The 24,678-nt window shown below is 37.1% G+C and carries 21 protein-coding genes and 1 tRNA gene; 12 read left to right on the top strand and 10 right to left on the bottom strand.

Going from position 1 to position 24,678, the window contains the following annotated elements; all coding sequences use genetic code 11:
* Positions 1-41 precede the first annotated feature (41 nt).
* The 3 genes from rpmF to pdxA all read right to left on the bottom strand — a co-directional run bounded on the left by rpmF (position 42) and on the right by pdxA (position 1,981).
* On the bottom strand, positions 42-242 hold the full coding sequence (gene rpmF / locus DSM03_RS03315; protein ID WP_073095856.1) for a 50S ribosomal protein L32: 201 nt from the start codon (positions 240-242) through the stop codon (positions 42-44).
* Positions 243-251: 9 nt separating this feature from the next.
* Positions 252-806 (bottom strand): YceD family protein, encoded by a 555-nt coding sequence (locus DSM03_RS03310; protein WP_128759589.1) that lies wholly within the window; start codon positions 804-806, stop codon positions 252-254.
* Positions 807-910: 104 nt separating this feature from the next.
* Positions 911-1,981 carry a 4-hydroxythreonine-4-phosphate dehydrogenase PdxA gene (gene pdxA / locus DSM03_RS03305; RefSeq protein WP_128759588.1) on the bottom strand — a complete coding sequence of 357 codons (1,071 nt, stop codon included), beginning with the start codon at positions 1,979-1,981 and terminating at the stop codon, positions 911-913.
* A gap of 63 nt (positions 1,982-2,044) precedes the next feature.
* Here pdxA and DSM03_RS03300 point away from each other — a divergent pair, with 63 nt between their 5' ends.
* On the top strand, positions 2,045-2,629 hold the full coding sequence (locus DSM03_RS03300; protein WP_128759587.1) for a riboflavin synthase: 585 nt from the start codon (positions 2,045-2,047) through the stop codon (positions 2,627-2,629).
* On the opposite strand, the gene DSM03_RS03295 is transcribed toward DSM03_RS03300, so the two are convergent.
* From DSM03_RS03295 to mce, 3 genes are all read right to left on the bottom strand, one after another.
* Positions 2,616-2,858 carry a hypothetical protein gene (locus DSM03_RS03295; RefSeq protein ID WP_128759586.1) on the bottom strand — a complete coding sequence of 81 codons (243 nt, stop codon included), beginning with the start codon at positions 2,856-2,858 and terminating at the stop codon, positions 2,616-2,618. The genes DSM03_RS03300 and DSM03_RS03295 overlap by 14 nt on opposite strands.
* Before the next feature lie 228 nt (positions 2,859-3,086).
* Positions 3,087-3,160, bottom strand: a tRNA-Ile gene (locus DSM03_RS03290).
* Positions 3,161-3,233: 73 nt separating this feature from the next.
* Positions 3,234-3,653: a methylmalonyl-CoA epimerase gene (mce, locus tag DSM03_RS03285; RefSeq protein WP_128759562.1), complete on the bottom strand. Its 420-nt coding sequence runs from the start codon at positions 3,651-3,653 to the stop codon at positions 3,234-3,236.
* Between the two features lie 178 nt (positions 3,654-3,831).
* On the opposite strand from mce, the gene rbfA reads away from it, so the two are divergent.
* On the top strand, positions 3,832-4,224 hold the full coding sequence (rbfA, locus tag DSM03_RS03280) for a 30S ribosome-binding factor RbfA (RefSeq protein WP_128759561.1): 393 nt from the start codon (positions 3,832-3,834) through the stop codon (positions 4,222-4,224).
* Between the two features lie 9 nt (positions 4,225-4,233).
* A complete protein-coding gene (locus tag DSM03_RS03275) occupies positions 4,234-5,436 on the top strand; it encodes an ABC transporter permease (protein WP_128759560.1) in 1,203 nt (400 codons plus the stop codon).
* Here the strand turns inward: DSM03_RS03275 and dusB are convergent.
* Together dusB and DSM03_RS03265 are read right to left on the bottom strand one after the other, a co-directional pair.
* Positions 5,433-6,437 (bottom strand): tRNA dihydrouridine synthase DusB, encoded by a 1,005-nt coding sequence (dusB, locus tag DSM03_RS03270; protein ID WP_128759559.1) that lies wholly within the window; start codon positions 6,435-6,437, stop codon positions 5,433-5,435. The genes DSM03_RS03275 and dusB overlap by 4 nt on opposite strands.
* Before the next feature lie 165 nt (positions 6,438-6,602).
* Entirely contained in the window at positions 6,603-9,014 is a 2,412-nt protein-coding gene (locus tag DSM03_RS03265; RefSeq protein WP_128759558.1) for an outer membrane beta-barrel family protein, read from the bottom strand.
* Between the two features lie 169 nt (positions 9,015-9,183).
* Here DSM03_RS03265 and lepA point away from each other — a divergent pair, with 169 nt between their 5' ends.
* Entirely contained in the window at positions 9,184-10,980 is a 1,797-nt protein-coding gene (lepA, locus tag DSM03_RS03260; protein ID WP_128759557.1) for a translation elongation factor 4, read from the top strand.
* Positions 10,981-11,148, top strand: a complete 168-nt coding sequence (locus DSM03_RS18945) for a hypothetical protein (protein WP_161567043.1) — start codon at positions 10,981-10,983, stop codon at positions 11,146-11,148.
* A gap of 61 nt (positions 11,149-11,209) precedes the next feature.
* Here DSM03_RS18945 and DSM03_RS03255 read toward each other — a convergent pair whose 3' ends face one another.
* Positions 11,210-12,304: a Gfo/Idh/MocA family protein gene (locus tag DSM03_RS03255; RefSeq protein ID WP_128759556.1), complete on the bottom strand. Its 1,095-nt coding sequence runs from the start codon at positions 12,302-12,304 to the stop codon at positions 11,210-11,212.
* 150 nt (positions 12,305-12,454) lie between these two features.
* On the bottom strand, positions 12,455-14,332 hold the full coding sequence (locus DSM03_RS03250) for a cation:proton antiporter (RefSeq protein ID WP_128759555.1): 1,878 nt from the start codon (positions 14,330-14,332) through the stop codon (positions 12,455-12,457).
* A 226-nt stretch (positions 14,333-14,558) separates the two neighbouring features.
* Between DSM03_RS03250 and DSM03_RS03245 the strand changes: the two genes are divergently transcribed.
* From DSM03_RS03245 to DSM03_RS03215, 7 genes are all read left to right on the top strand, one after another.
* Complete coding sequence (locus tag DSM03_RS03245; protein WP_128759554.1) at positions 14,559-15,416, top strand: MBL fold metallo-hydrolase; 858 nt, start codon at positions 14,559-14,561, stop codon at positions 15,414-15,416.
* Positions 15,417-15,500: 84 nt separating this feature from the next.
* Positions 15,501-17,159, top strand: coding sequence for a S8 family peptidase (locus tag DSM03_RS03240; RefSeq protein WP_128759553.1), 1,659 nt, complete (start codon positions 15,501-15,503; stop codon positions 17,157-17,159).
* Positions 17,160-17,167: 8 nt separating this feature from the next.
* Positions 17,168-19,012 (top strand): M1 family metallopeptidase, encoded by a 1,845-nt coding sequence (locus tag DSM03_RS03235; protein WP_128759552.1) that lies wholly within the window; start codon positions 17,168-17,170, stop codon positions 19,010-19,012.
* Positions 19,013-19,142: 130 nt separating this feature from the next.
* Positions 19,143-21,716, top strand: coding sequence for a M1 family metallopeptidase (locus tag DSM03_RS03230; protein WP_128759551.1), 2,574 nt, complete (start codon positions 19,143-19,145; stop codon positions 21,714-21,716).
* A 77-nt stretch (positions 21,717-21,793) separates the two neighbouring features.
* Complete coding sequence (gene rnpA, locus DSM03_RS03225) at positions 21,794-22,177, top strand: ribonuclease P protein component (RefSeq protein ID WP_128759550.1); 384 nt, start codon at positions 21,794-21,796, stop codon at positions 22,175-22,177.
* A gap of 17 nt (positions 22,178-22,194) precedes the next feature.
* Positions 22,195-23,013, top strand: coding sequence for a DUF4349 domain-containing protein (locus tag DSM03_RS03220; RefSeq protein WP_128759549.1), 819 nt, complete (start codon positions 22,195-22,197; stop codon positions 23,011-23,013).
* Between the two features lie 3 nt (positions 23,014-23,016).
* On the top strand, positions 23,017-24,642 hold the full coding sequence (locus DSM03_RS03215; RefSeq protein ID WP_128759548.1) for a S41 family peptidase: 1,626 nt from the start codon (positions 23,017-23,019) through the stop codon (positions 24,640-24,642).
* Positions 24,643-24,678 lie beyond the last annotated feature (36 nt).

Raw genomic sequence — 24,678 nt, 5'->3', positions numbered from 1 at the left:
CTCCCATTTTAATGGGAGTTTCACTAATCTATAAGTCTTTCTTAAGCAACCTCTTCGTTTGCTGTAGCATCAATTACAATCTGCCCTCTGTAATAGAGTTTACCTTCGTGCCAGTGAGCGCGGTGGTAAAGGTGAGCTTCACCAGTAGTGGCGTCAACACCAATTTTTGGCATTGCAGCTTTGTAATGTGTTCTTCTCTTATCTCTTCTAGTTTTCGAGATTTTTCTTTTAGGATGTGCCATTACCGTTTATTATTTATTATCTGTTAAAAAATCTTTTAGTTTTTCCCAACGTGGGTCAATTTCCTTTTCTTGAGGCTCTTCATCTGAATCTGCCTCTTTATCTTTTATGCTTAACTCTTCGAGCTTATCAAGTATATCTGATTCTAATGTGCCGTCTTCAACACCAGGGTGTATCCGCTTAGCCGGCATAGCTAATACGATCAACTCATATATATATTGAGCGATGTTCACTTCATACTCCCCGTGAGGAATAATTAAAATATCATCTATCTCATCATTATAGTCCTGCCCAAATTTTACTACTAATTTATAAGTAGCTTCAATAGGTTGATCGTAAGGCTCATTAGTGATGTCACAATTAACATTCACACTTCCCTTAGCATCAAAATAAAATTCCAAAAAGGTGGACTTTTTAATGAGTTTGATTTTTAAATCTATATCTATAGAATTAAAATCATCATATTCAAAATGCTCAAAGAACGTATTATCAATCTTGAATTGAAAATCGTGTTCCCCTTGTTTTAAACCAACAAATTGAATGGTATACGTTTTCAAATGCTTCATTACCTTTCTCTTTCCTATAATCCTCTCTTCCGCAAAAGGCGGGTGCAAAGATATAAATTTTTATTAAGCTGTTAATTAAGTGTGGATAAATTTTTTAAATATCTTTATTTTCCACGGGAGCGTCCCGAAAATTGCTTTTTTCTAGGCTGCTTTTGCAGCACATTCTCGATTAATTCTTCATATTCAGAACGCTTTTTGTAAATATCAAGAGCAACAAAAACCGCTTCTTTAAATGAACCTATATCAGCTTCTCCTTTACCTGCTATCTCAAATGCAGTACCGTGATCTGGTGATGTGCGTACTTTATTAAGTCCGGCTGTATAATTTACACCCTTGCCAAAAGCCAAGGTTTTAAATGGAATTAGGCCTTGATCATGATAAGCGGCAATAATCGCATCAAAGTTTTTATAATTTCCGCTACCAAAAAAACTATCTGCAGCATAAGGACCATAACATAAGTGTCCTTTATCGCGTAAACTTTCTAAGGTGGGAATCAAAACTTCATCATCTTCCTTGCCTATCACGCCGTTATCACCCACATGCGGGTTTATACCTAAGAACGCAATTTTAGGTTTACGTATCCCAAAATCCTGAACTAATGAATGATGGATAGTCTGAAACTTTCGCCTAATTAATTCCTCAGTAATTTTATCTGAAACATTTTTTACAGGAACATGATCTGTCAAAAGACCAACTTTTAACTTTTCGGAAACCATAAACATCAAGCTATTTCCTGCTAACTCTTGATTCAGAAAATCTGTATGTCCCGGAAATTTAAAATCTTCTGCTTGAATATTAGCCTTATTAATAGGTGCCGTGATCAACGCATCTACTTGATCTTTCTTTAAAGCATCTACTGCAGCTCTTAAAGATTGAATGGCGTAACTTCCTCCTTCAGGGGTTTCTTCTCCAAATTTTATATGCGGATTATCATTCCATACATTCACCACATTTATCTTTCCGTGAATGGCTTTGTCAGCGCTCTTCACCCCTTGAAAATTAATATCAAGATCAAAATGCTTTAAAAGAAAACTTATAGTTTTCGCAGATGCGAAAATTACCGGGGTACAGAAATCAAGCATTCTTGAGTCTTCAAAAGTCTTTAAAATGACCTCACCCCCTATTCCGTTTAAATCCCCTACGCTAATTCCTAATTTTATGCTTTGTCCTTTCATGCTAGACTGCTTTGGCTTTCTTTTGTAAATTGAAATGTAAAAGTACTCAATTAAAACGCAAACATGTTTACAGGTATTATTGAAGATTTAGGTATCGTTAAAAATTTACATACTGAGGGCTCTAATCTGCACATCACCGTATCAAGCAGATTAACTTCTGAATTGAAAATAGACCAAAGTGTTGCGCATAATGGCGTTTGTCTTACAGTAGTTTCTATAAATGGAGATGAATATACTGTAACCGCAATAGAAGAAACCCTTATAAAGACAAACCTAAATATCCTACAGGTAAATAATTCTGTCAATCTTGAACGAGCAATGATATTAGGTACACGACTTGACGGGCATATTGTACAAGGTCATGTAGATCAAACAGCAAAATGCATCAACATAGAACAAAAAGACGGAAGCTGGATTTTCACCTTTGAATATGATTCCTCTTTAAAAAATGTTACTATAGAAAAAGGGTCTATAACAATAAATGGAGTGAGTTTGACTGTTGTTAATTCTCAAAAAAACAGTTTTAGCGTTGCTATAATACCCTTTACGTACGAGCATACTACATTTAGTTCATTTAAAGTAGGAACAAGCGTAAACTTAGAATTTGACGTTATTGGCAAATATGTGAAACGCCTTATGAATTTGTAGCTTGATTTTTATTATGTTTACTGTAAAAATAAACACCCGCAAAAAAAGCTATTATAAGTAAATAAGGTATGTAATCGTCAATAGGGACCATTAAACCAGGAGGTAATGGTGGTGGAGCTGCTGCTCTTGCTTCAGGTGCAGGAGGTGTTTTCTCAGCATAACCCATACATACAAACCCTATTGCAAAAGCTAAGGCAACTACATATTTAGTATATAGTCTAAAATTCATAGAAGTAGGGTCTTCAATTAGTTGAGGATGCTAAATTAAGAAAAAATACAGATTTTCAACAGACTAACGATGCTCTTTGTCGATAAAGTGATTGGAAATAACAATTCTTTACTTACTTAACCCTCAAATTATAGTTATTTAACCCATATACGTAACAAACCTCTTTAGAGATTTGATTATTCTATAAAAAATAAAAAAGCCTTACACGAATGTAAGGCTTTTTAGTAGTGGTCCCACCTGGGCTCGAACCAGGGACCACCTGATTATGAGTCAGGTGCTCTAACCAACTGAGCTATAGGACCAGCTTGCAATGCGTATTTCAGCATCAAAGCGGGCGCAAAAATAACATTATTTTTTATTTACTACAAGCATTAATTAGTCCTTATCTTTTTCAGGTGTTCTTTCTTGGCATAATTCTATTAAAACACCATCGGTACTTTTGGGATGTAAAAAAGCTACCCATTTATGATCTGCTCCTTTCTTAGGTTCTTCATTAATCAATTCAAAACCTTCAGATTTTAGGCGTTTCAACTCCTGCTCAATGTCTTCTACAGCATAGGCAATATGGTGTACTCCAGGCCCACGCTTTTCTAAAAATTTTGCTATTGCACTAGTATCTTTAGTCGCTTCAAGCAATTCTATCTTGCTTTCTCCCATTTTAAAAAACGAAGTATTCACGCCTTCAGAAGGAAGTTCTTCAACCTTATAGGGCTTTACTCCCAGTAACTTCTCATACATCAAATTAGAATCTTTAAGACTTTTTACTGCAATCCCTATATGTTCTATTTTTTTCATCTCTAATGGTATTAAAACTGTAGAAAGATAGTAAACTACATTAGAGCAGGCCACCAAACATTAAATTGAATGAAACATACCGGTAGCTATTGGGAATCGGAGCATTTAAATCTCGATCATCGAGTAAATGACACTAGTGCTAAAGTAAATGCAATAAGAAAAAACGTACTTTTGCAGTATGGAAACAAACAGACAAAAAAAGGTAGCAGGTGTTCTGCAACGTGACTTGGTAGATGTGATTCAAAAAGCATTGATGCAAGCCGGCGCTAAAAGCATCATTGTTTCTGTTAGTAAAGTAAATGTGACTACAGATTTATCTCAGGCTAAAGTGTATATGAGTGTTTTTCCGCATAATCAGGCCGAAGCTATGCTTAAAGAGGTTAAAGCTGTAAAGCCTTTTATCAAACACGAAATTGCAAACCGCACCAGACATCAGTTGCGTCGTATGCCTGAACTTCAGTTTTTTATAGATGACTCTTTAGAGTATATAGACGGTATTGACAAGTCTTTAAAAGGAACTGAAGATCCTATAGAAAATCCCGATTTGCTTCCGCGTCGTAAAAAATCATAAGACCACATTTTGAAGTTCTCAGTATTTATCGCAAAACGTTACCTGTTTACAAAAAGCAGTAACAATGCTATAAATATCATTACCCTGATTTCAGCTATCAGTATCATTGCCGGCTCTGCTGCACTATTTATCGTGCTATCTGGGTTTTCAGGGTTGAAAGATTTCAGCCTCTCTTTTTCCTCCATTTTTGATCCTGATTTAAAAGTGATTCCCGCAAGCGGAAAAACCATTTCCTTTTCTAAAAAACAGGCCGAAGATCTTAAGAATATTGAAGGCGTAGCTTACTATACGCAAATTATAGAAGAACGGGCTTTTCTTGAATTTAGAGGAAAAAATCACATCGCTTATGTAAAAGGGGTTGACGAAAATTATATGCGTGTCAATAACATAGACAGTACCTTACTTTACGGAAACTGGATCACTCCTGAAGAACCGGTAGCTGCCATAGGTTTTGGTATTTCTCGTATACTTTCACTTGGCGTTAATAATTATACAGACTTACTACGCGTTATGGTTCCTAAACCGGGAACCGGCCAGTTTACAGATCCTAGTCAGGCATTTAACAGTTCACAATTGGTGGTTTCAGATATCTTTCAGGTGAATGAAGAAATTGACCAAAAATACATCTTTACCAATCTGGAATATGTACGTCAATTGTTGCGGTATAATGATTCTACACTTAGTGCACTAGAACTTAAAATCAAGCCAAGTGCAGATCCACTGGCTGTTAAAGATTCCGTTCAAAAACTCTTTGGAGATCAAGTTGAAGTAAAAACACGCTTTCAGTTGAATGACAAGCTTTATAAGATGTTGAATGCTGAAAACCTTGCGGTTTATATGATTTTTACACTGGTATTGATTATTGCGCTCTTCAATCTTGTGGGAAGTATTATTATGATTATCATTGATAAGAAGGCAAATATCAAAACTTTGCACAGTCTGGGTGCTTCCTTAAAAGAGATCAAGAAAATCTATTTTTTACAAGGAGCCATGATGACCGTTTTTGGCGGACTTATAGGCATCTTTTTAGGAGCATTGATCGTTGGGGCACAATTACAATTTCAGCTTAAAATGATCACACCTACACTTCCCTACCCTATGGAATTTACACTGGTGAACTTCTTAGCAGTCTTCTTTACAATTTCAATTTTAGGAATTCTAGCGTCGTATCTGGCGTCGTCTACTATACGTCCTAAATTGCTTGTAGATTAAATAGTTTGTTGAGCAAAATCGTAATCAGCAAAAAGCGTTTCAACTTCATCAAAAGCTGCAAAAACATCTTCAGGAGCATCACTGGTCACCATTTTCATACGATACGGTTTAAAACCAGGAATGCCTTTAAAGTAGTTGGTATAATGACGACGCGTCTCAAAAACACCTAGCTTCTCTCCTTTCCAGTCTATAGACATTTTAAGGTGTCTGCGAGCAGCGTCTACACGTTCTTGCATTGTGGGTGGAGCAAGATGTTCTCCGGTATTAAAATAATGCTTTACTTCCCTAAAAAACCAAGGATAGCCAATACTTGCACGACCTATCATTGCGCCATCTAAACCGTATTCATCACGCATCTCTACAGCACGTTCTGGAGTATCAACATCTCCATTACCAAATACCGGAATATGCATACGTTGATTGTTTTTAACTTCAGCAATTGGTCTCCAGTCGGCATCACCTTTATACATCTGGGCTCTCGTTCTACCGTGAATCGCGATCGCTTTACAACCCACATCTTGCAAGCGCTCAGCAACCTCAACAATTTTAATAGAATCGTGATCCCAGCCTAAACGGGTCTTTACTGTAATGGGAAGATTAGTATGTTTTACCATGGCTTCGGTAAGCGAGACCATCAAATCGATGTCTTTTAAAATACCTGCACCAGCTCCTTTAGAAACTACTTTCTTTACCGGGCAACCAAAGTTGATATCAATAATATCTGGCTTTGATGCTTCAACAATCTCCACGCTTTGAAGCATTGATTCTAGATTAGCTCCAAAAATCTGAATGCCTACAGGGCGTTCTTTCTCATAGATATCCAACTTCATAACGCTTTTTGCAGCGTCGCGAATCAAACCTTCACTCGAGATAAATTCCGTATAAACCACATCTGCTCCCTGTTCTTTACAAAGTGCACGAAAAGGTGGGTCACTCACATCTTCCATAGGTGCTAAAAGCAACGGGAAGTCTCCTACATCTATATCTCCTATTTTAGCCAAAGCAATAATTTTTTAAATGAAATGCCTCGACGCAGAGCCGAAGCTGTTAATACCGTGAAATTTTTAATTCAAGACTAATCTCAAACTATTTAAATCCCGATTATCGGGGCAAAATTAAGCAATGTTTCGGTAAGTATAGCAGTTGAAAAATTATAAGGAAGTCTTCTAATTTGTTTGAAGGCGCGTTTCTTCTTCTACAGAAGTTTCTCTGCTGTTATCGTTCAACTTAAAATTTCCGAATTTATAACTTAAGCCCACGCGTATCTTTTGAGATTCAGGCATTGCAAAAAAAGAATTATTCTGATTTAAATATCTTGAAGTAAGCGGAATATTATACGTGTTGAACAGATCTTCTGATGCCAGATTTAAAATCAATCTTCCATCCATAAAAGTCTTTTGAATATCTATATTAAGTCTGTATTGCGGTCGACCATATTCATAAGATCCCGATAAAAAATTACTCAAAAAATCATTTGCCACCGTTACCCTTAAATCAGGTTTAAAAATTATATAATTCTGAGTATTTAAGAAAACACCCGTTACAGATTTTACTATATTTTCATTTGAATTATTAAGTGTATTGAATTCATTTTCAATTCTAAAACCAGAAGCATATACACTCATCCACATCCAGTTATTTACAAACTCACTATAAATAACATCAAAACTAAACTGTTGCTCATAATTTAAATTAGTGTTCACACTTCGTAACGTGAGGTTTTCGTTATCCTGAAATGGTAACGCTTTCATCGCATTATCAATTCGGTCCCAATACAGATCAAAACTCAACTTATTCTTAAACGTATAATTGAATTTTATTTTATTAGCGATAGCAGGTTGAATGTTAGGATCTCCTTCTTTAAAATTATTTTCATTTAAGAAATACCGGTACGGGTTTAAACTCTGAAAACGCGGGCGGTCAATTCTACGGCTGTATTCAACTCCAAAAGAATGATTATCAGAAAGAGTATTTATCAGGTAAATAGTTGGGAAAAGCTCAAAATATTCCTGAGTATTTACAACACCCAGAGTCCTGGAGTTACCATTGGCATCAGTGTACTCTCCGCGCAGACCGGCTTTAAAACTCCATTTTTTCCAATGTTTAGCAAAGCTGAAATAGGATGCGTAAATAGCTTCGGTATAGTCAAAATTATCATTGAGTATCGCATCAGCATCACTTACGTTTCCTGCAGTATTAAAAAACTCTTGTCTGCTTTCAGAATTAATCCCGGAAAACTTTCCACCGGCTTCAAATGCCCAGCTGCCTAAATTACCGGTATAATCTAACTGACCGGTATAAATCTTAGAATTTTGAGTAGGTATGGTATTGAATGCATTCGCATTTAAGAGATTGCCTTGCGGCGAAAGATAACGCGTAGCAACAGTTTGGGTCTGGTCGTTAGTGTAATCAATATAATTGGCGTTAGCAGATAAACTTGCTCCATTTTCTCCTAGCTGTTTTTCATAACTCAGATTAAATAGTAAATTATCGTTCTGATTCTCTAATCTGCTCTGCGTAGTGTATAACGAATCTAATTGTCCTTGCGGATTATACGTTTCGGTTCTTCCGGTAATGTCTGAATTCGCCTTTGGTGTGTGCAACACATTGGCACTAAAACTCAACAATTCGGTCTCACTCAACGTGAAATCTAAAATCGTATTTAAACTGTGCGAGATGGTACGGGTATCCCGTCTAAATAGATCTTCCCAAGTTGCTTTTTCACCTCCGTTAGCGTTGTAAAACTGAACAAATCCTTCGTCTGTTTTTACGTCAAAACGTGAATTAAAATTATAACTGGCATAAGCATTTAACCAGTCGGTTTTGTAGTATTGGCCGGTTCCTACATTATATTTTGGTTTGATTCCAACTGTATTAGAAGCGTTAATGCTTCCCTTATACCCTATGGAAAGGTTTTTTGAGGTAACAATATTTAGGATCACTCCTCCTTCTGCATCGTATTTTGCCGGAGGCGTGGTGATTACCTCAACAGATTTTACATTAACTCCTGCAAAACCTTCTAACAGTTGTTGCAATTCATCACTGGTTAAATAAACCTTTCTATCATTTATATATACCTGGGCTGGCCTGTTTTTTACTAAAAGTTGTCCCTGATTGACGATAACTCCGGGAGTGCGTTTTAAAATATCGAAAGTAGTACCCGATGATACAACAGTATTCTCAACATTATAAATATAGCGGTCAATTTTACGCTGTATCACAGGGCGTTTTGCTGTAAGAGTCACAGCGTCTAAAAACTCTGGATTCTCTGCTAAAATTAAGGGAGGATGCTCAACTGTATTTTGAACTTCAAAAATGTCGCTATATACATCTGTGTAGCCAATAAAACTGGCTTTAATAATGTAACTACCCTGAGCAATATCATTAAAACTAAAACTTCCATTTTTTTCGCTAATAGTACCCTTTATAAAACTGGAGTCTGCTGCCTTGAGGAGCAATACATTTGCATAAGCAATGGCCTTTTTCTTATCATCTAAGACCTTACTTTCTACAGCATTTGACTGTGCAAAAAGTGCAAAAGGCGTAATGAAAATGGAGAATAATATGGGATACTTCATATATTTTCAAAACTAATGTAAAATCAGTGTTAAAATAAAATTAAACAGCAGATTTTTAGCAATAAAGCCCCTATTTCGTTTGAAAATATATTTATTAGAAAATGCATAACCTAAACTGTATATTTGCAGGCTAAAGTTCGCTTAGTGCGAACATTGATGAAGAACGTCTATGAAGAACATTCGCAATTTTTGCATTATCGCTCACATTGATCATGGTAAAAGTACTCTGGCAGATCGCTTACTCGATGCTACCGGCTCTGTAACTGTACGTGAAAAACAAGAGCAATTATTAGATAGTATGGATCTGGAGCGCGAGCGTGGTATTACCATTAAATCGCACGCCATTCAGATGAATTATATACACAACGGTGAGCCTTATATTTTAAATCTTATTGACACTCCGGGTCACGTAGATTTCTCGTATGAGGTTTCTAGAAGTATCGCTGCCTGTGAAGGAGCGTTGCTTATCGTTGATGCTGCACAAAGCATACAAGCGCAAACTATATCTAACTTATATCTGGCTTTAGAGAATGATCTAGAAATTATTCCGGTGTTGAACAAGGTAGATTTACCTAGCGCAAATCCTGAAGAAGTTACCGATGATATTGTAGATCTTCTAGGTTGTAATGCTTCAGATGTGATACCTGCCAGTGCAAAAACCGGTTTGGGAATTCAGGAAATATTAAATGCTATTATCGAGCGTATTCCGGCTCCTAAAGGTGTTGTTGATGAACCCTTGCAGGCGCTTATCTTTGATTCGGTTTACAACCCGTTTAGAGGAGTAGAAACTTATTTTAGAGTGCTTAATGGGGAGATCACAAAAGGGCAGCATATCAAGTTTATGGCTACCGGAAAAACGTATTATGCAGATGAAGTAGGAACGTTAAACCTGAAACAAACTCCTAAAAAAGTGATTAAAACAGGTGATGTGGGTTACCTCATTACCGGTATAAAAGAAGCAAAAGAAGTAAAAGTAGGGGACACCATCACCGATGCTAAAAATCCTACTACCAATATGATTGAAGGTTTTGAAGACGTAAAACCTATGGTATTTGCCGGTATTTATCCTGTAGATACTGAAGATTACGAAGATTTACGCTCTTCTATGGAAAAACTACAGCTAAACGATGCTTCTCTGGTTTTTCAACCCGAAAGTTCTGCTGCTTTAGGTTTTGGTTTCCGTTGTGGATTCTTAGGAATGTTGCACTTAGAAATCATTCAAGAACGTCTGGAACGTGAGTTTGATATGACCGTGATCACTACGGTACCTAACGTATCCTATCAAGCCTATACTATAAAAGATAAAGAAACACCGATACTGGTTAATAACCCTTCAGATCTGCCAGACCCTTCTGGAATGGATCGTGTAGAGGAGCCTTTTATTAAAGCTTCGATCATTACCAAAGCAGATTTTGTAGGACCGGTTATGTCACTTTGTATTGAAAAACGTGGCCAGATCACAAACCAAACATATCTGACTCCAGAGCGTGTTGAATTGAGCTTTGATATGCCTCTGGCAGAAATCGTTTTTGACTTTTACGATCGTCTTAAAACGGTATCTAAAGGGTATGCATCGTTTGATTACGCCCCAATAGGGATGCGTGCTTCACACCTTGTGAAAGTTGACGTCCTGTTGAATGCAAATGTTGTGGATGCACTTTCGGCATTGCTGCATAAAGACAATGCATACGACATTGGTAAAAAGATGTGTGAAAAATTGAAAGAACTCATTCCTCGTCAACAATTTGATATTCCTATTCAGGCGGCTATCGGAGCAAAAATTATTGCAAGAGAGACCGTAAAAGCACTTCGTAAAGATGTTACCGCAAAATGTTATGGTGGTGATATTTCGCGTAAGCGAAAGCTACTCGAAAAGCAGAAAAAAGGTAAGAAACGTATGCGTCAGGTAGGTAATGTTGAAATCCCGCAGGAAGCATTTATGGCGGTATTGAAACTGAACGATTAAATGAAGCGTATTCAACTTATCGGGCTTGGCCTGATCATTATTTGTGGGGCTATCAGTCAATGGACGGCTGCAAATCAAAATCAGCTTGCGGTCTGGTTATTAGCCATTGGTGCAGTAGTGGGGATTTTAATGGTAATTTCAGAATATTTTTCGGCTAAGAAAGAATAATTTAATTAAAATAATACAATCTAAAATCACCCTTACGGTAGTTCTGTAAGGGTGTTTGCATTTAGTACTGTTTCAGTTCTATTTTTTTACCACCATTACGACCGGATTCTAAAGCAGCTTCAACAATTTGAATATCGCGTAATCCTTCAATACCGGGAGCTATTAAAGGTTCATCATTCAGTATTGCCAGCGAATCGTCATCCATTTGTATCGCTTGTTGATTGCAATTACACGGAGCCAACGTTTTACCATCGCTTGTACTTCCCTGAACGCCGTTATAACTCTGAAAAGGTGATAACTCATAGTTTCCATCAGCAAAATTCACTTTTAGAAAATTGACGTTATCTGCATAGGTAACCCGACCTTTAGCTGTTATTCCGTTAGGAAATTCCATATCAAAGTACGTAATCTCAGGAGCACCATTTAAGAACAAATCGGGTCGCTCTGTTTCATGTGTGGCAGTAAGGGACACAGGCTCTAATCCCGTTGCGTAACGCATCGCATTTATAGGGTATACGCCCATATCATAAATCGCACCACCACCTTTAGCACCATCTAAACGCCAGCCACCGCTTGAACCAATTCTAAATCCAGCTTCGGTATGTACATTTTCTAAAGTTCCATAAGGTTTTGTGTCTGCCCATTTTATAATGGTTTGGGTATTCTCTTCGTGTTGCATACGATACCCAATAGCGAGCTTAACCTTGTTTTGATCACAAGCTGAGATAATTTCCTGACATTCTTCTACCGTCATTGCCATCGGTTTTTCGCAAAAAACGTGTTTACCCGCGTTAGCAGCCATCACAGCGTATTTTTTATGAAGAAAAGTAGGTGTTACAATATACACAACATCTATTTCGGGATTGTTTGCAATCTCAGTTAAAGTATCATAGTTATAAACATTCTCATCTTTAATACCATATTTATCTTGCCAAACCGGAATCTTTTCAGGGCTTCCGGTTACGATACCGCGCAATTCTATATTTTCTGTTTGCATCAAGGCAGGAGCGAGGTTATTAGTCGCATAGTCACCTAAACCTAAAAGCGCAATACCAAGCTTTTTCTGAGGTTTTGAACAGGCAAAGTAAGGTAGTGGTAATGTGGTTGCGGCTAATGCGAGTGTGGTATTTTTAAGAAAAGTACGTCTGTTTTTCATGACAATGTTTTTTAGAAAGTTACTCAACTATTTTTAATCAAATACTTAAAAACCAAGCATTAATAAAATTTTAATAGACTGAAAATCTGATATTTCATAAAAAAAGGATGCTCGTGAGCATCCTTTAAAACTTGAAAGCCAATTTGTTTCTTACAAATCAATATCTGACTCTTCAATTTCTTTTTTAGCAACGGCTACTTTTTCAGGATCAAAAGGTTTACCTAAGTAAACTAACTTCGTATCCGTAAAACTATCTACATCTACCTCATCCAGATTAGACTTAAGAATCTCAAGTTCGCCAGATTCTTTCTTCAAGAAAATCGGAATACTATTTTTGTCAGCTCGCGTGCTTTTAACCAGCCTTTCAAAAGCTTCTTTAGATTCGATTTCAATTTCCTGAATTGTAGGATGTGCACGGGCAACTTCAGTAAGGCGTATAAAATCGTCAGTAGGAGAGAAGAGTCCTTCTTGCGGGGAAGCATCAGAACTTCTCATTTCTTCTGGTGTGATCAGTCTAAACGACCCGTTTTCTCCAAAGACATCTTTAAAGCGGTTTATCGCATAATCGTTAATATCTCCGTTTCCGGTCAAGGCCATTAAATACCCCACATCATTCAACTCTATATTATTCATCAAACTGTCAGAATAAATACTTTCTTCAATAGCTTCCAGACCGCGTTCTTTTGCTTTTTCGATATTATAACTGTTGCTGTCTACAAGTACAACGTGACGCCCGTTTTGCATTAGATATTCACCTATAATACGAGAAGCTTTTGAAGCACCTATGATAACAATACCTTTAGATTCCGTAAGGAAAACGCCTACTATTTTTGCAAAAAGTCGTGCAGTGGTCGCGTTTAATAAAACGGTTCCCAGCACGATCATAAACACTAATGGTGTGATGTATTCTGCTCCTTCTACACCTTCACTCACCAGCTGCAAACCAAAGAGAGAAGCGATACCCGCAGCAACAATACCACGTGGTCCTACCCAACTCACAAAAAGTTTCTCATTAAACTTTAAACCAGAACCTTTTGCACTCAGGAAAACTCCTATTGGTCGAAGTACAAAAACTACAACTGCAAAGAGCAAGGCTGCCTTCCAGGTATAAACCAGATACAGGTCTTGCATTTCTATATTTGCAGAAAGCAGGATGAATAAAAGTGATATTAGTAGGACACTTAATGATTCTTTAAAGTAAAGCAGTTCTTTGATGTTGGGCAATTTCATATTTCCCATAACCATCCCCATAACTACTACAGAAAGTAATCCACTCTCGTGGGCAAACATATCTGAAAGTACAAAAACGCCCAGCACACAAGCCAGCGTAAATACATTTAATAGATAATGTGGAATCACATTGCGTTTGATACACAGCGCTAAAGCGTGTGCAAACGTAAAACCGAAGGTGAAACCAAAAAGAACAATCTTACCAAACTCTTCTAATGCCGTCAATGTAAACTCGCTACCGGCACCTACGCTGATAAACTCAAAAACCAATACGGCAACGAGTGCACCAATTGGATCTATGAGAATTCCTTCCCATTTTAAAATAGTTGATATATCTTTTTTAAGTGGAATGTTACGCAGAATGGGGGTAATAACGGTAGGTCCCGTCACAATGATCAAGGCTGCAAAAAGAAAAGAAATTCTTAGGCTTAGGTCAAAAATATAATACGCAGCAGCGCCGGCTCCAAAAAAGGTAACCAGCGAACCTATGATAATAAGTTTGGTAATAACTGGCCCTACATTTTTAATCTCGCTAAAGCGTAAGGTAAGTCCGCCTTCAAAAAGTATTATCCCAATGGCAAGCGATACAAAGTTAAAAAGCCGCTCCCCGGGAAAAATACCTACTTCACCATCCCAGATCGGTTCTATCCACTTAGACCCGTCGTAGGTAAAAAGTGTGGATATAGGACCCACAAAAAGTCCGATTAATATAAGGGGTAAAATTGCCGGTATTTTAAATTTCCAGGCAACCCATTGAGCCAGTATGCCCAAAATAATGATTCCTCCTAATTCTAACATGAATTCAATTTTTTGCTATGATACGGCTTTATTCCTCGATTTTAAAGCCCATACGATTCATTCTTTGTTAAATATAGCTTAATTACACCTGTCAGAAAATTTGATTTAACGCCGTTTTAGTAATTTGCAAGACTTTACCCTTGTGAACATGGGTAATTTGAGGTTTCCTCAGAAAAATAAAACTTCTAATAGACGAACTTATCATAAGTTCTAGAATCAATACTTTATGACAATACACGAGATAGATGCCGGCAGCTTCAAATTAGACGGCGGTGCTATGTTTGGTGTAGTTCCTAAGACGTTGTGGACGCGTACAAATCCTGCAGACAGCAACAATATGATAGATATTGGTGCACGTTGTATGCTTATAGAACACAGCAACAGACTTATTTTAATAGATACCGGAATGGGTGATAAACAAAGCAAAAAATTCTTTGGTTATTATCATCCCTGGGGTGGAGCTACATTAGAAAATTCACTGAAAGAAAAAGGGTTTCACCCAGATGACATTACCGATGTTTTTCTAACACATTTGCATTTTGACCACTCCGGCGGTTGTATAAAATGGGCAGAAGATGGTAAAACATTAGTTCCTGTTTTTAAAAATGCTTTCTATTGGAGTAATAAAGATCATTGGGAATGGGCTACAAAACCCAATGCCCGTGAGAAAGCTTCCTTCTTAAAAGAAAACATTTTACCTATCGAAGCAAGCGGTCAGCTTCGTTTTGTAGATAAGCCTGAAAAGGGCTTCACCGAAACATCAGAATTAGATTTTGGTATTTTATTTGTAGATGGTCATACTGATAAGCAAATGATTCCCCACATAACCTACAATGATAAGACTCTGGTTTTTGCAGCAGATTTATTACCTACTGCAGGACATTTACCTTTACCATATGTGATGGGTTTTGATACCAGACCTTTGTTGACTTTAGGCGAAAAAGAATCCTTTCTGAATAAAGCAGCAGATCAAGAGTATTACCTCTGGTTACAGCACGATGCACATAATCCTATAATCACGGTAAAACATACTGAAAAAGGCGTGCGCTTATCTGAAAAATTTAATATTGCAGAAGTTCTTTAAAAATGAGGCTTTAAAGAAATTATAAAAAATACCTCAACCTATTTCAGGTTTAAGAATCAAAATTTAAACAAATAACCCTAAGAAATGAAAAGAATATTTCTTGCAGCCCTTAGCGCTGCTTTGCTTATGTCAAGCTGTGATACTACAGCACCTTTAATAAGTATCCCTGCAGAAAACGTAGATCAACTTCCTTTAAAAGTATCAGATTTATCTGAAGATCAACTTAAAGATTGGCCTGCTAAAGACATTCAAAAAGATACGATCCCAGGAATGAGTGTTGAAAAAACCTATGACGAACTTATTAAAGGGAAAGGTGCTTCGGTAATTGTTGCAGTTGTTGATAGCGGTGTAGATATTGAGCATGAAGATCTTAAAGCAGTAATCTGGACCAATACTGATGAAATTCCCGGAAACGGAATCGATGACGATAAAAACGGATATATAGATGACGTACACGGATGGAATTTCTTAGGAGATATCGTTCAGGAGCAGTTAGAAAAAAGTAGAATCGTTCAGAAATATGATGCGCAGTTTAAAGGGAAAACTTTAGAGCAGATTCCTTCGGCACAAAAAGAACTTTTTAAGACCTATACCAAAGCGAAAAAAGAAGTTGAAACCGAAAAAGAGGAGCTAATTCAGCAAAAAACACAATATGAGCAAATACTTGCTGCTGTTAAGAGTGCGCATACCGCTGTCTCTCAAAAATTAGGTAAAGAAGATTATACTGCAGAAGAAGTGGAGGCTTTAGAGGCTGCAACAGATATGGAACAGCGTAATAAAGCTATCTTAACACAGATGCTTAATTATGAAGATACGATCCCTGAGTTTATCACTATGATAGGTGAGCAATTAGAGAGTATGACAGATCGTTTGAATAACAACTACAATTTAAACGGAAATTACCGTGCAGCTTTGGGAGACAATCCTGATGATATAAAAGATACCAACTATGGTAATAACAATGTTATCGGTCCAGATCCTGAATCTGCAATGCACGGAACGCATGTTGCCGGTATTATTGCGGCAGAGCGTAATAATGGTATAGGGATGAACGGTGTTGCAAACAATGTACAGATCATGAGCGTACGTGCAGTGCCAGACGGTGATGAGCGTGATAAAGACATCGCATTGGCAATACGTTATGCTGTTGATAATGGTGCAAAAGTGATCAACACGAGTTTTGGTAAGTATTTTGCAACCAATCCGGAGTGGGTATATGACGCAATCAAATATGCAGCTAAAAAAGATGTATTGATTGTAAATGCTGCCGGTAATGAAGGTATTGACCTGGATAATGGTGATACTGTTTACCCTAACGATCAGTTAGACAATGTTACCGAGTTTGCTGACAATGTAATTTCAGTAGGTGCGTTAAATGATATTTATGGTGGTAAGTTGGTTGCTAGTTTCTCAAACTACGGTAAATCTAACGTCGATGTTTTTGCACCGGGGGTTCAAATCTGGTCAACAGTACCGGGAAATGAATATCGCTTTTTACAAGGTACTTCAATGGCATCTCCAGAAGTTGCAGGTGTAGCAGCTATGTTACGCTCATACTACCCACAGTTTTCTGCAGCTCAGATCAAACAAATCATTATGCAAACCGGTGTAAGTACTAACATTCAGGTTGCTGCAGGTGGCGATGCTGAAAATGTAAAATCATTTTCTAGCCTTTCAAAATCAGGAAAAATGGTTAACATGTATAACGCCTTTAAAATGGCTGAATTATCAAGTAAAAACTAAAATTTAATATGAAGCTAAAAACGTTATTAAGTCTTTCATTCTTTAGTGTTTTCGCATTGACACAAGCACAAAATAATACCGCTTACTGGCAACAGCATGTTGACTATAAGATGGAAGTTGATATGAATGTTGAAGACTATAATTACACCGGAAAACAAGAACTGGTTTATACTAACAATTCTCCAGATACCTTAAATCAGGTGTTTTACCATTTATATTTTAATGCATTTCAGCCAGATAGTGAGATGGATATACGATCATTAACGATCAAAGATCCAGATCGTCGTGTGGTAGATCGCATCTCTAAATTAGAGCCGGATGAAATTGGGTTTTTAAAAGTAAATACACTTTCTCAGGATGGCTCTGCGCTAACGTATAATGTTGCCGGAACTGTTCTTGAAGTAAATCTTGCAAAACCTATCGCACCCGGCGAAAGCACTACTTTTAAAATGGATTTTAACGGTCAGGTGCCGGTTCAAATCAGAAGAAGTGGTCGCAATAACGCTGAAGGTGTAGCACTGTCTATGACTCAATGGTATCCTAAATTAGCGGAGTATGATTTTGAAGGATGGCATGCAGATCCTTATATCGCGCGTGAATTTCATGGAGTTTGGGGAGATTTTGATGTGAAGATTACAATTGATTCAGATTATACCATAGGAGGTACCGGGTATTTACAAAATACGGAAATAGGTCACGGTTACGGCGAGCCGGGTCAAAAAGCGGTGAAGCCTAAAAAAGGAAAATATACCTGGCATTTTATTGCGCCTAATGTACACGATTTTACCTGGGCGGCAGATCCTGAGTATATTCATGATAAACTAACTGCTGAAGACGGTACCGTACTGCACTTTTTCTACAAAGACAATAAAGAGATTATTGATAACTGGAAAAAATTACAGCCTAAAACTGCAGAACTTTTAGCCTATTACAACGAGCATATTGGTCAGTATCCTTACGATCAATATTCGGTGATACAAGGTGGTGATGGAGGAATGGAGTATGCAATGTGTACGCTTATTACTGGTGAAAGAAGCTTTGGAAGTTTAGTAGGTGTTACTGCTCACGAATTTGCACATACGTGGTTTCAGTTTTTAATGGCTACCAATGAGCAAAAACATGAGTGGATGGACGAAGGCTTTACTTCTTACATTTCTGATGAAGCGATGAATACCGTTATGGAACAAAACAACCCTAATCCTCAAGCAGGTAATTACAATTCATACTTCAGATTGGCTAAAAGTGGTTTTGAACAACCACAAACTACCTATGCAGATCGTTATGCATTAAATGCAGCTTATGGAGCTTCTGCTTATTCTAAAGGTGCAGTCTTTTTAGCACAATTAGGTTATATTATTGGTAAAGAGAACCTTGATAAAACGCTCAAGCAATACTTTGACAAATGGCATTTTAAACATCCTACGCCTAACGATTTTAAGCGTGTAGCAGAAAAAGTGAGCGGGATGCAGTTAGACTGGTATTTAGTAGACTGGACACAGACTATAAACACCATAGACTATGCTATTAAAAACGTTGAAGAAGTAGATGGTAAAACTCAGGTAACTCTGGAACGCAAAGGGCTTATGCCTATGCCTATAGATTTTTACATCAATACTACAAACGATGAGAATGAAGCCTATTATATTCCCTTACGTATGATGCGTGCAGAGAAGGCAAATCCATTTCCAGAAATGAAGCGTACGCAATTAGAAGATTGGACTTGGGCTAATCCTACTTATACGTATACGATAGACAAACCTCTTGCTGAGATCAAGGCAATGACGATAGATGCACAGCAATTGATGGCAGATATTGACCGTACTAACAATAGCTGGTCAAAAGAAACCGAGTAAGTACTTAGTGAACGAGATTCACTTTTAGCAAATAATTTAAAAGCCGCTTTCAATTGTGAAAGCGGCTTTTTTAATTCTTAGAACCACAGGTTTTCCCGATATTTAGCTCATTAAACTTTATGCTTCCTTAATGACAACCCGAATTTTAGTTTCAATTTTAGTTTTAAGCCTGTTTTCTTGCCAGAATGCTTCAGAAGAAAGAACACTACTCAATCCCGGTATTTCTAAAGAACTGGCAGATTTTAGAAAAGAACAACTGAGTGCTATTAACTACAATTTGAGTTTTTCCATTCCTGAAAAAATTGAAGATTCAATCCCGGCAAGATTAGATTTAGAAGTTACTATTAGCAATACTTCAGAACCGCTTTATCTTGATTTTAATGTTGAAAAAGGTCACGTAAATAGAGTAGTGGCAAATGCTGAAGAAATCACTATTCAGCATAAAGAAGAGCATATTATCATTCCTTCAGAACATTTAAAAACCGGTGTTAATAACGTTACTATTGAATTTATTGCAGGCGAACAATCCCTAAACCGTAACGAAGATTTCTTATACACCTTATTGGTTCCAGATCGTGCGAGCACGTTGTTTCCGGTTTTTGATCAGCCTAATTTAAAAGCGGTTTATAACTTAAGTATTACCGCACCAAAGGACTGGGAAGTACTGGCAGGAGCTCCTGAGGTTGATCAAATTTCAGAAGGAGATTTTATAACACACAACTTTGGCACGTCAGATAAAATGAGCTCGTATTTGTTTTCATTTGTCGCCGGTAAATTCAGCGTAGCCAATCAGAAAATAGCTGACCTGGATATGAACATGCTCTACCGCGAGACCGATAGTGCCAAGATACAAGCAAGTCTTAATCCTATTTTTGAACTTCACGCCGGTGCTGTAGATTTTTTAGAAGATTATACCGCTTATGATTTTCCATTTCAGAAATTAGATTTTGCTGCAATTCCTATTTTTCAATACGGAGGTATGGAACACGTAGGTGCTATTCAATACCGCGAATCTTCTTTGTTTTTAGACAACACTGCCACAGAAAGTCAAAAACTCAGCAGAGCGAAACTCATCGCCCACGAAACCTCACATATGTGGTTTGGCGACTTGGTAACGATGAACTGGTTTAACGACGTCTGGATGAAAGAAGTGTTTGCCAATTTTATGGCAGATAAAATTGTGAATCCGGCTTTTCCTGATGTGAATCACGAGCTGCTTTTTGTATTGAGCCACTATCCCAGTGCGTATGGGGAAGACCGCACACAAGGTTCTAATCCCATAAGGCAGCAACTGGATAACCTGAAAAATGCCGGTTCTTTATACGGAAGTATCATCTACAACAAAGCGCCAATTATGATGCGCCAGCTCGAACTTGCAACTGGTAAAGAAGCATTTCAAGAAGGAATTCAAGAGTATATTAAAACCTATGCAAATGACAATGCAGTATGGAATGATCTTGTTTCGATTTTAGATACAAAGACCGATGTTGATCTCAAGAAATGGAGTGAAGTCTGGGTTAATCAAAGTGGAAGACCTGTTATTTCTGAAGAATTGATCTATGCTGAAGATGGAAGTATTCAGTCTTTTTATTTAACGCAACAAGCCGAAGATGGGAGTGACAAAATCTGGCCTCAAACATTTAAAATAGGCTTGGTATACCCAAATTCTACTCAAGTTATTACTGCTGCATTTGTTGATCAAAAACTACAATTGAAAAAGGCCGAAGGTTTACCCAAACCTCAGCAGATCATTTACAATTATGACGGGATGGGTTATGGTGTTTTTCCGCAGCAAGAAGAAGATTTATTAAAAATTGCTTTTTTAAACGATGAGGTGGCTCGCGGTTACGGCTACATCAACACGCACGAAAATCTATTAAATGCTCGCCTTGATCCAGTAGCAGTTTTTGATCTGTATAAAAAAGGATTAATTGCCGAAAAAAATGCGCTGATCCTCAACCGGATTTCAAGTCAGACTCAAAATTTATTCTGGACTTATTTTACCGAAATGCAACGGGAAAGTCATCAAGAAGAACTGGAAGATTTAGTTTACAACCAACTTCAAAAAGACCTGCCTGCAAATAGTAAAAAAACACTTTTTGGTCTGTTTAAAGCTGTGGCCTATTCAAAAAGTGGGAAAGAGCGTTTGTATGCTATCTGGAATCAAGAAACTGAAATAACTAATCTCAAACTCAACGAAGACGATTATACCAGTATGGCAATGACTCTAGCACTTTACGGTCACGAGAATACAACTGAAATTCTACAAAAAGCAGAAGCTGCAATCACAAATCCAGATAAGAAAAAAAGGTTTCAGTTTTTACAACCTGCCTTGTCTGCTGATGAAACTACACGAGATAGATTTTTTGAAAGTCTGAAGGATTTTAAGAATAGAGAAAAAGAATCCTGGGTACTTTCTGCTCTAGGGTATATCAATCATCCATTGCGCCAAGAAAGCAGCGTTAAACATCTTAAAACTAGCTTAGAATTGCTAGAAGAAATACAATTGACGGGTGATATTTTCTTTCCTAAAAACTGGTTGAATGCAACTATAGGCAATTATTCTTCAGAAGGAGCCTATCAAATACGAGAAGCGTTTTTAGAGAATAATTCTGATTTAAATCCTGTGTTGAAAAACAAATTGTATCAAGCCACTGATGATCTGGATCGTTTGCATCGTATGCGTTCACAACTTGAAGATTAATGAGCAATACAAGCTTCTGAGGATTGCCCGGGAAGTTGGTTATCTTTACACTTTAAAATTTCGCCTTCGGCAAAAAAATGAAGCAAACCTTTCCTAAAAAAGAGCATTTAAAGCGTAAGAAATTGCTGGATGAATTATTCAGTACCGGTAAAAAAGTGAGTGCTTATCCGCTGCTGCTTTTTTATGTAGAAACTCCATTGTCAGAAGAAAATATTGCTATACAAACCGGGGTTTCGGTAGCAAAACGCAATTACAAACTTGCCGTTACCCGCAACCGCATAAAACGCTTAATGCGCGAAGTTTACAGAAAAAACAAGACGCAGTTTCAAACAAATGACAAGACTTTTGCGTTTATGTTTATCTATACCGGCAGAGAAGTGATGGCTATTGAAGAACTTGATAAAGCGATGTTGAAACTCGCTGAGAAGTTTAATAAGCTACACCTGCCTGAAAACCTTTAAATTAAAATGCAGCACCTATGAAAATACTTGGTTTTTTAATGTTGAGTATGGTTTATATGTGCTCAAGTGGTGGGTCTGAAAGCAGCATAGATATTGGAGCTCTTGAAATGGAAGAAGCTGCATACAATGATTTATCGTATCAAAAGCAAAATTCATCTACAGATTCTGATATAAATTTAGAGCAGCAAATTATCAAAACCGGAAATCTGCGTTTTGAAACTCAAAATCTTTCTGAAACCAAATCAACTATTTTAAAAGCAGTTGAAGCTACAGATGGATATATTCAGAATGAACGTTCGGGTAAAGATTATCAAAGCAATTATCAGGAATTACAGTTACGCATTCCTTCTAAAAATTTTCAGCAGGCATTAACGATCATTTCAAAAGGCATTGAATTTTATGATGAGAAATCAATCAGTCAACGTGATGTAACTGAAGAATTTATTGATTTAGAAGCACGCTTAAAAGCAAAACGAGAACTTGAAAACAGATACCTTCAACTTTTAGAAAGAGCCAAATCAGTAAAAGAAATTCTTGAAATAGAACGAGAACTTTCCACAATACGTGAAGAAATAGAAGCCAAAGAAGGCAGACTCAATTACCTAAAAAAGCAGGTTTCATACAGTACGCTCACTGTTTATTTTTATAAAACTACTGTAGAAAGTGGAGTAACGCATTCTTACGGTTCTAAAATTATTCAAGCTTTAAAAGGGGGCTGGCAAGGTATTTCAACGTTCTTATTAGGCATACTTTATATATGGCCTTTTATAATCTTATTGATTCTTGCTATCTTTCTAATACGACGCTGGCAACGTAAAAAAGCATTAAAAAAATAATATATGAAAAAGCGCATACTCATATCGGCTACTGCTGTAGTGATCTTGTTTACGACCGTTAGTTTTAAAAGTGATTTCTTTGAAATCGCTAAGCAAATCGAAATTTTTACCACGCTGTTTAAAGAACTCAACATGAATTATGTTGATGAAGTAAACCCTGCTGAGTTGATGGATAGCGCGATTGAAGGTATGCTTGCAGATCTGGATCCTTATACTAAATACTGGACAGAACAAGAAGTAGAAGATGCTCGCATCAGCAACACCGGTGAATATACCGGCATTGGTGCTTCGGTTTTGACGCGTAATAAAACCATCACTATTCTTGAAACTTATAAAGATTATCCTGCTGATAAAGCCGGATTACAAGCCGGTGATGAGTTGATAAAAATAGGTGATATCAACATTGCAGATTTTGAAGATGATGCAGGTGACCTTTTACAAGGTGCTCCCGGTACCAGTATTCCTATCACCTATAAACGCCAGGGAAAATTGCAAACCACCTCTTTAAAGCGTGAAGAAATTGATATTGAAGCTGTACCTTTTTATACACTTATTGACAATAAAGTAGGATATATTGTTCTTTCTAAGTTTAATAAAAAAGCATCTTCAGAAACTGCTGCTGCAGTAAAAGAATTGAAAAGTGAAGGAGCAACTTCGATCATTTTAGATCTGAGAGGAAATCCCGGTGGTTTATTAACCGAAGCCATAAATGTGAGTAATTTATTTCTACCAAAAGGAAAATTAATTACCACCACAAAATCAGTAATTGAGAAATACAATCAGGAATATCATACACGCAACGAGCCTTTAGATACAGAAATACCGGTTGCTGTGTTAATAAATGGTCGCAGTGCCTCTGCAAGTGAGATCGTTTCGGGCTCTCTGCAAGATTATGACCGTGCGGTAATTGTAGGTGCTCGTAGTTTTGGTAAAGGTCTTGTACAACGCCCTAAAGAGCTTACTTACGGTACCCAATTGAAGATTACTATCTCAAGATATTATACACCTAGCGGACGTTGCATACAGGCCTTAGATTATTGGAATCGTGATGAAAGCGGAAACGCAGTGCGTACAAATGTGGCTGATTATAATGAGTTTAAAACCAGTACTGGTAGAAAAGTTTACGATGGTGGTGGAGTCTTACCGGATATTCAGATAGAATCTGCAGGAATGAGTGCCATCACAGAAGCTTTATTGCGGGATCAGGCGATTTTTGATTTCGCTACAGATTACTTCTACAAGCATAATTACAGTAAGTTGGAAGATTTTGATTTTACTGCTTCAGATTACGCAGCCTTTAAAAGTTTTCTCGATAAACAAGGATTTGCCTATCAAACTCAAACAGAAAGAGATCTGGAAAAAGCGTATATCATTGCTGAAAAAGATAATCTACAAAGTGAGATCAGTACCGAATATGCCAATCTCATGAAAACAATAGATGCTGCTAAAAAACAGCAGTTAGATATAAAGGAACGCGAAATTTCAAAATTGATTATTGACGAATTGATCAAAAGATATTTTTACAGAGAAGGTTTGTATGAATATCAACTTACACACAATGAGGAGATTGCCGAAGCTAAATCTATTTTAAATAACAGCATTAGATACTTAAAAGTATTAAATCGCTAATTCTACGCTTAATTAATCAAAAAAATAAAATATACT

Origin of the sequence: Leeuwenhoekiella aestuarii (genome assembly GCF_004104055.1) — a bacterium.
Taxonomy (GTDB): Bacteria; Bacteroidota; Bacteroidia; order Flavobacteriales; family Flavobacteriaceae; genus Leeuwenhoekiella; species Leeuwenhoekiella aestuarii.
The sequence above is the reverse complement of the archived record's forward strand: the minus strand, read 5'-3'. Positions and strand labels throughout refer to the sequence as shown.

What these genes read in the sequence shown, in the direction of transcription:
- rpmF (WP_073095856.1), bottom strand. Translation starts at nt 242, where the DNA reads ATGGCACATCCTAAAAGAAAAATCTCGAAAACTAGAAGAGATAAGAGA.
- DSM03_RS03310 (WP_128759589.1), bottom strand. Translation starts at nt 806, where the DNA reads ATGAAGCATTTGAAAACGTATACCATTCAATTTGTTGGTTTAAAACAA.
- pdxA (WP_128759588.1), bottom strand. Translation starts at nt 1,981, where the DNA reads ATGAAAGGACAAAGCATAAAATTAGGAATTAGCGTAGGGGATTTAAAC.
- DSM03_RS03300 (WP_128759587.1), top strand. Translation starts at nt 2,045, where the DNA reads ATGTTTACAGGTATTATTGAAGATTTAGGTATCGTTAAAAATTTACAT.
- DSM03_RS03295 (WP_128759586.1), bottom strand. Translation starts at nt 2,858, where the DNA reads ATGAATTTTAGACTATATACTAAATATGTAGTTGCCTTAGCTTTTGCA.
- mce (WP_128759562.1), bottom strand. Translation starts at nt 3,653, where the DNA reads ATGAAAAAAATAGAACATATAGGGATTGCAGTAAAAAGTCTTAAAGAT.
- rbfA (WP_128759561.1), top strand. Translation starts at nt 3,832, where the DNA reads ATGGAAACAAACAGACAAAAAAAGGTAGCAGGTGTTCTGCAACGTGAC.
- DSM03_RS03265 (WP_128759558.1), bottom strand. Translation starts at nt 9,014, where the DNA reads ATGAAGTATCCCATATTATTCTCCATTTTCATTACGCCTTTTGCACTT.
- lepA (WP_128759557.1), top strand. Translation starts at nt 9,184, where the DNA reads ATGAAGAACATTCGCAATTTTTGCATTATCGCTCACATTGATCATGGT.
- DSM03_RS18945 (WP_161567043.1), top strand. Translation starts at nt 10,981, where the DNA reads ATGAAGCGTATTCAACTTATCGGGCTTGGCCTGATCATTATTTGTGGG.
- DSM03_RS03255 (WP_128759556.1), bottom strand. Translation starts at nt 12,304, where the DNA reads ATGAAAAACAGACGTACTTTTCTTAAAAATACCACACTCGCATTAGCC.
- DSM03_RS03250 (WP_128759555.1), bottom strand. Translation starts at nt 14,332, where the DNA reads ATGTTAGAATTAGGAGGAATCATTATTTTGGGCATACTGGCTCAATGG.
- DSM03_RS03245 (WP_128759554.1), top strand. Translation starts at nt 14,559, where the DNA reads ATGACAATACACGAGATAGATGCCGGCAGCTTCAAATTAGACGGCGGT.
- DSM03_RS03240 (WP_128759553.1), top strand. Translation starts at nt 15,501, where the DNA reads ATGAAAAGAATATTTCTTGCAGCCCTTAGCGCTGCTTTGCTTATGTCA.
- DSM03_RS03235 (WP_128759552.1), top strand. Translation starts at nt 17,168, where the DNA reads ATGAAGCTAAAAACGTTATTAAGTCTTTCATTCTTTAGTGTTTTCGCA.
- DSM03_RS03230 (WP_128759551.1), top strand. Translation starts at nt 19,143, where the DNA reads ATGACAACCCGAATTTTAGTTTCAATTTTAGTTTTAAGCCTGTTTTCT.
- rnpA (WP_128759550.1), top strand. Translation starts at nt 21,794, where the DNA reads ATGAAGCAAACCTTTCCTAAAAAAGAGCATTTAAAGCGTAAGAAATTG.
- DSM03_RS03220 (WP_128759549.1), top strand. Translation starts at nt 22,195, where the DNA reads ATGAAAATACTTGGTTTTTTAATGTTGAGTATGGTTTATATGTGCTCA.
- DSM03_RS03215 (WP_128759548.1), top strand. Translation starts at nt 23,017, where the DNA reads ATGAAAAAGCGCATACTCATATCGGCTACTGCTGTAGTGATCTTGTTT.